We start from the raw sequence: 7,022 nt of genomic DNA on the forward strand, positions 1-7,022 counted from the left end.
GCGGAGGTGGGTCTGGGGTACGGGCCGGTGTTCCAGGGGGTGCGTGCGGTCTGGCGGCGTGGTGACGAGGTCTTCGCCGAAGTCGCCCTGCCCGAGCGGGAGAAGGAACGGGCGGCGGCCTTCGGTCTGCACCCCGCTCTCCTCGACGCCTCGTTGCACGCCATCGGGCTCGGCGAGTTCGTCGAGAGTTCCGGCGGTGCGAGCCTGCCCTTCGAGTGGAGCGGAGTCTCGCTGCACGCCACAGGCGCGACCGCGGTGCGGGTACGTCTGACGTCCGCGGGCCCGAACGCGGTGGCGGTACAGGTCGCCGACGAGACGGGGGCGCCTGTTGCCTCCGTGGAGTCCCTGGTGCTGCGCGAGGCGTCGACGCGACAGCCGGTCCGCCGTACCTCCTATCGCGACTCCCTCTTCCGTACGGCGTGGACGGCCCTGGCCGCCGCCGAGGCGCCCTCCGCCCGCTGGGCGGCGCTCGGCCGGTGGACCGTCGACATCGGCAGCCCTGTCGTCCCGGCCGAGTCGCTGGACACCCTCGCTGAAGCGTCCGAACTGTCCGGTCAGGTGACGGACTTCCTGCTGCTCCCGTGCCCCGTACCCGTGAAGAGCGGCCCGCAGAGCGATGCGGCAGCCGCTGCCCGGGCAGCGGTGAACGACGTACTCGGCCTGCTGCAGGAGTGGCTCACCGACGACCGGTTCGCCGACACACGTCTCGTCGTCGTCACCCGGGGCGCGGTCGCGGTCGGCTCCGACGCCGACGTCACCGACCTCGCCGGCGCCGCGGTGTGGGGCCTGGTCCGCTCCGCGCAGTCGGAGAACCCCGGACGCGTCGTCCTCGTCGACCTCGACGCGGACGCCACCTCCGCGCGGGCGCTGCCGGCCGCCCTGGCCACGGGTGAGCCGCATGTCGCCCTTCGCGACGGAGTGGCGTACGCGCCGCGTCTGGCCCGTGTCGGCACGGACGGCACACTCGTGCCCCCGGTGGGGGAGCCCGGCTGGTTCGTCGGCCCGATGGGCAGCGACACCATCGACGGCCTCGACATCCAGGCGAGCGACCTCGCGACGGTGCCGCTGGCCGACGGCGAGGTCCGTATCGACGTGCGGTCGGCGGGCGTCAACTTCCGTGACGTCCTCATCGCGCTCGGCATGTACCCGGGCGACGCCGTGATGGGCGGCGAGGTCGCCGGTGTGATCAGCGAGGTCGGCGCCGGTGTGACCGACCTGGCGGTCGGCGACCGCGTGTTCGGCATGGTGCAGCGGGCGTTCGGACCGGTGATGACCGCCGACCGGCGCCGGGTGGCGCGAGCGCCGAGGTCCTGGACGGACGAGCAGGCGGCGACCACGCCGATCGTGTTCCTGACGGCCCTGTACGGACTGCAGGACCTCGCCGGCCTGCGTGCGGGGGAGCGGGTCCTGGTGCACGCGGGTGCCGGCGGCGTCGGCATGGCGGCGATCCAGCTGGCCCACCACCTGGGCGCGGAGGTCTTCGCCACGGCGAGCGAAGGCAAGTGGGACGTACTGCGCTCCCTCGGTCTCGACGACGACCACATCGCCTCCTCGCGCACGCTGGAGTTCGAGGAGAAGTTCCTCGCCGTCACCGACGGCCAGGGCGTGGACGTGGTGCTGAACTCCCTGGCGAGGGAGTTCGTGGACGCTTCGCTGCGGCTGCTGCCGCGCGGCGGACGGTTCCTGGAGATGGGCAAGACCGACATCCGCCAGGCGGGCGTCGTCGCCGCGCACCATCCGGGCGTCGACTACCGGGCGTACGACCTGGCGGAGGCCGGCCCGGACCACACGCAGACGCTCCTGCTCGAACTGCTGGACCTGTTCGAGCAGGGCGCGCTGGAACCGCTGCCGATCCGCACCTGGGACGTGCGCCGGGCACGGGAGGCCTTCCGGTACGTCAGCCAGGCCAAGCACGTCGGCAAGGTGGCCCTGTCGATGCCACGCCGTCCGGACCCCGAGGGAACGGTCCTGCTCACCGGCGCGACCGGCACCCTGGGCAGCCTGGTCGCCCGGCATCTGGTGGCCGAGCGGGGCGTACGGCACCTGCTGCTCGTCTCCCGTCGGGGCGCACAGGCCGAGGGCGCGGCCGAGCTCGCCCGGGAGCTGGAGGAACTGGGCGCCGACGTGCGGTTCGCGGCCTGCGACGTCGCCGACCGCGACGCCCTGGCCGGTGTCCTGGAGGCGCTGGAACGCCCCCTGACCGGTGTGGTCCACACCGCCGGCGTGCTGGACGACGGCGTGATCGGCTCGCTGACTCCGGAACGCGTCGACACCGTGTTCCGGCCGAAGGTGGACGCGGCACAGAACCTGCACGAGCTGACCCGGGACATGGACCTGGCGATGTTCGTGCTGTTCTCCTCCGCGGCGGCCACCCTGGGCAGCGCGGGGCAGGGCAACTACGCGGCGGCGAACGCCTTCCTCGACGCCCTCGCCCAGCACCGCCGGGCGCAGGGCCTGCCGGGACAGTCGCTGGCCTGGGGCATGTGGGCGAAGCGCTCCACCATGACCGGCGAACTCGACGAGGCCGACCTGGCCAGGATGAACCGGGGCGGCTTCGGCGCCCTCACCTCCGAGCACGGACTCGAACTCCTCGACGTCGCGTCCCTCGTGGACGAGGCGGCCCTCGTGCCGATACCGGTGAACACCGACGTACTGGCCCGCGGCGGCGACGTACCGCCCCTGCTGCGTGGCCTGGTGCGGACCTCCGCGCGGCGTACCGCTGCCGCCCGGGCCGCCGCGGACCCCTCCGGTCTCGCCGCCCGCCTCGCCGGGCTCGACGCGGCCGGACAGCGCGCCGCGCTCCTGGACCTCGTCCAGGCGCAGGCCGCCGCCGTGCTCGGCCACGCCACGGGCGACCTGATCGACGCCACCCGGCCCTTCCGGGACCTCGGCTTCGACTCGCTGACCGCCGTGGAACTGCGCAACCGGCTGACCGCCGCTGCAGGACTCAGGCTCCCGGCCACCCTCGTCTTCGACTACCCGACGCCGCAGATCCTCGTCGAGCACCTGCGGACGGAAGTGCTCGGCGACACCACGGAGGGCACCGGAGCCGCCCCGGCACCGGCCGCACCGGCGGTGGCCGGGGACGACGACCCCGTCGTCATCGTCGGCATGGCCTGCCGGTACCCGGGTGGCGTCTCCTCGCCCGACGACCTGTGGGAGCTGGTGCGCTCCGCGGGTGACGCGATCTCCGCACTCCCCGAGGACCGCGGCTGGGACGTCGACCGCATGTACGGCGTGGACGCCGACGGCACCGGCGGCGACACGAAGGCCCGCGTGGGCGGCTTCGTCTACGACGCCCCTCTCTTCGACGCCGCCTTCTTCGGGATCAGCCCCCGTGAAGCGCTCGCCATGGACCCGCAGCAGCGGCTCCTCCTGGAGACCGCCTGGGAGGCGTTCGAACGCGCGGGCATCGACCCGGCGGCGCTGCGCGGCAGCAGCACCGGCGTCTTCGCGGGTTCCTCGCACTCCAACTACACCGGCAACGTCCTCGCGATGCCCGAAGGTGTCGAGGGCTACCTGATGACCGGCACGACCACGAGTGTGATCTCCGGCCGGATCGCCTACGCCTTCGGGCTCGAGGGACCGGCGGTGACGGTCGACACGGCCTGCTCGTCGTCGTTGGTGGCGCTGCACCTGGCGGCGCAGGCACTGCGCAACGGCGAGTGCTCGATGGCGCTGGCGGGCGGCGTGACGGTCATGGCGTCCCCCGGCGTCTTCACCGAGTTCGACCGGCAGGGCGCCAACGCACCGGACGGGCGCTGCAAGGCGTTCGGCGCGGGCGCCGACGGCTCCGGCTGGTCCGAGGGCGCGGGACTGCTGCTCATCGAGCGGCTGTCGGACGCGCGCCGCAACGGCCACCAGGTCCTCGCCGTCGTCCGGGGCTCCGCCGTCAACCAGGACGGCGCTTCGAACGGCCTCACCGCCCCCAACGGCCCCTCCCAGCAGCGCGTCATCCGCCAGGCCCTCGCCAACGCCCGACTGGCCGCCTCCGACGTGGACGCGGTGGAGGCGCACGGCACCGGGACGACCCTCGGCGACCCCATCGAAGCGCAGGCGCTGCTGGCCACGTACGGCCAGGACCGCGACCCCGACCGTCCGCTGCGGCTCGGCTCGGTCAAGTCGAACATCGGCCACTCCCAGGCCGCCTCCGGTGTCGCCGGTGTCATCAAGATGGTCATGGCCATGCGCCACGGCATCATGCCCCAGACCCTCCACGCCGAAGAGCCGACCCCGCACGTCGACTGGTCCGAAGGCGCCGTCGAACTCCTCGCCGAGGCCATGCCGTGGCCCGACACCGACCGGCCGCGCCGCGCGGGCGTCTCCTCCTTCGGCGTCAGCGGCACCAACGCCCACCTCATCATCGAGCAGGCCCCGGACGACACACCGGTGGTCCAGGAAGCACCGGTGGTCCCGGAAGCACTGGCGGCCCCGGCCGCACCGGAGCGGCAGCCGGCCGCCGAAGAGACGGTCGTGCCGTGGCTGGTGTCCGCCAAGTCACCCGAGGCGCTGTCCGCCCAGGCCGAACGGCTCGGCGTGCACGCGAGGGCCCGAAGCGGCCTCTCACCGCTGGACATCGCCTACTCCCTCGCCACCGCCCGCGCCACGCTGGACCACCGCGCCGTGCTGATCGGCTCCGACCCGGCGTCCGCCGCGGCCGTACTCGCCGCGGGTGAGACGGCGAAGGGAGTGGTGCGGGGCACGGCCGACCTCCAGGGCAAGAACGTGTTCCTGTTCCCCGGCCAGGGATCCCAGTGGGTGGGCATGGCCACCGAACTCCTGCACACCTCACCGGTGTTCGCGGAACGCATGCGGGAATGCGCCACCGCACTCTCCTCCTACGTCGACTGGTCGCTGTTCGACGTCCTCGACGACGCCGAGGCCCTCGAGCGTGTCGACGTGGTCCAGCCGGTGCTGTGGGCGGTGATGGTGTCGCTGGCGGAGACCTGGCGTTCGTACGGCATCGAGCCGGCCGCCGTGGTGGGCCACTCCCAGGGCGAGATAGCGGCCGCCTGCGTGGCCGGAGCGCTCTCCATCGACGACGCGGCCCGGGTCGTGGCACTGCGGTCGAAGGCGATCCTCGCCCTGTCCGGCCTCGGTGGCATGGTGTCCGTCGCGCTGCCGGCGGAGCAGGTCGGGCAACGGCTGACCGACGGGCTGTCCGTCGCGGCGGTCAACGGGCCGTCGTCCGTCGTCGTCTCCGGCGACGTGGCCGAACTGGACGCCCTGCTCGCCGCCTGCGAGGCCGACGAGATCCGGGCCCGCCGTATCCCCGTCGACTACGCCTCCCACTCGTCGCACGTGGAGACCGTCCGCGCCGAGCTGCTCGAGGTCCTGGCCGGACTGCGACCGCGCACCGCCGAGGTGCCGTTCTTCTCGACCGTGACCGGTGACTGGCTGGACACCACGGGCCTGGACGCCGAGTACTGGTACACCAACCTCCGCCACACCGTCCGCTTCGACGAGGCCACGCGCGCACTGGCCGAGCAGGGCCACCGCTTCTTCATCGAGGTCTCCGCCCACCCCGTACTGGCCGTGGGCGTGGAGCAGACGCTCGACGACGCCGGTGTCACGGCTGCCGTCCTCGGCACGCTGCGGCGTGGTGAAGGCGGCCCCGACCGGCTGACCGCCTCCCTGGCGGAGGGCTGGGTGCGGGGCCTGGCCGTCGACTGGTCCCCGCTGCTGGCCGGCGGACGCCGCGTCGACCTCCCGACGTACGCCTTCCAGCGCGAGCGCTACTGGCTCGAACCGCTGCCGGCCGGCTTCGACGTCACCCTCGCGGGCGGCACCGAGGACGCCGGTTTCTGGGAGGCGGTCGAGCACGGGGACGTCGCGGCCCTCGCGAGGACCCTGGAAGTCGACGACGACGAGACGGTGAGCGCGATGCTGCCGGCGTTGTCGGCGTGGCGGCGCCGCCGGAACGTACGGTCGCGGGTGGACGAGTGGCGCTACTCCGTGTCGTGGAAGCACCTGTCACCGAAGTCGGCCGCACTGTCCGGGCGTTGGCTCGTGGTGTCCGCGGGAGCGGACCCCGACCCCGTGTCCGAGGTACTGGAGACCCACGGCGCGGACGTGGTGCGCCTGGCCGTCGACGGCCGGGCGTCCCGCCTCGACCTCGCAGGCCGACTGTCGGAGCTCGACGGGAGGGACGGGATCGACGGCGTGGTCTCACTGCTCGGCCTGGCCGAGAACGGACTGGGCGCCGCCCCGGTCTCCCGGGGCCTGGCGGACACGGTGGCCCTGGTACAGGCGCTGGGCGACGCCGGTATCGGCGCCCCGCTGTGGCTGGTCACCCGGGGCGCCGTCTCGGTGGGGCGTTCCGACGCTCCGACGGCTCCGGTGCAGGCCCAGGTATGGGGCCTGGGGCGGGTCGTCGGCCTGGAGTGCGCGGATCGCTGGGGCGGCCTGCTGGACCTCCCCGAGGCGCTGGACGAGCGTTCCGCGAACCGGCTGGCCGCGGTCCTCGCCGGCGCTTGCGGCGATGAGGACCAGCTCGCGGTCCGCACGTCGGGTGTGTTCGTACGACGCATGCTGCGCGCCCCGCTGGGGGACGCGCCGGTGGTGCGGTCGTGGTCGCCGCGTGGGACGGTGCTGGTCACGGGCGGTACGGGCGCGCTGGGTGCGCACGTGGCGCGGTGGGCGGCGGCCAACGGTGCCGAGCACCTGGTGTTGACGAGTCGCCGGGGCCAGAACGCACCGGGGGCGCAGGAGCTGGCCGCGGAGCTGACCGGAACGGGCGTGCGGGTCACACTGGCCGCCTGCGATGTGGCGGACCGGGACTCCGTGGCCGCACTGCTGGCGGAGCACCCGCCGTCGGCCGTCGTGCACACCGCCGGCGTCGGCCGCTTCGCCGACCTCGCCACCATCGACGCCGGACAGCTCTCGGACGTCCTGGCGGCGAAGGTGGCGGGTGCGCGTCATCTGGATGAGTTGCTGGGTGGGGCGGAGCTGGACGCGTTCGTGCTGTTCTCGTCGAACGCGGGTGTGTGGGGTGGTAGTGGTCAGGGTGCGTACGCTGCGGC

The 7,022-nt window shown here is 73.6% G+C and carries 1 protein-coding gene; it reads left to right on the top strand.

Going from position 1 to position 7,022, the window contains the following annotated elements:
* Positions 1-7,022: type I polyketide synthase (locus ACH4F2_RS34970; protein ID WP_398136720.1), on the top strand; the 7,022-nt coding region annotated here is incomplete at both ends.

Origin of the sequence: Streptomyces sp. NPDC017890 (genome assembly GCF_044328675.1) — a bacterium.
GTDB lineage: Bacteria > Actinomycetota > Actinomycetes > Streptomycetales > Streptomycetaceae > Streptomyces.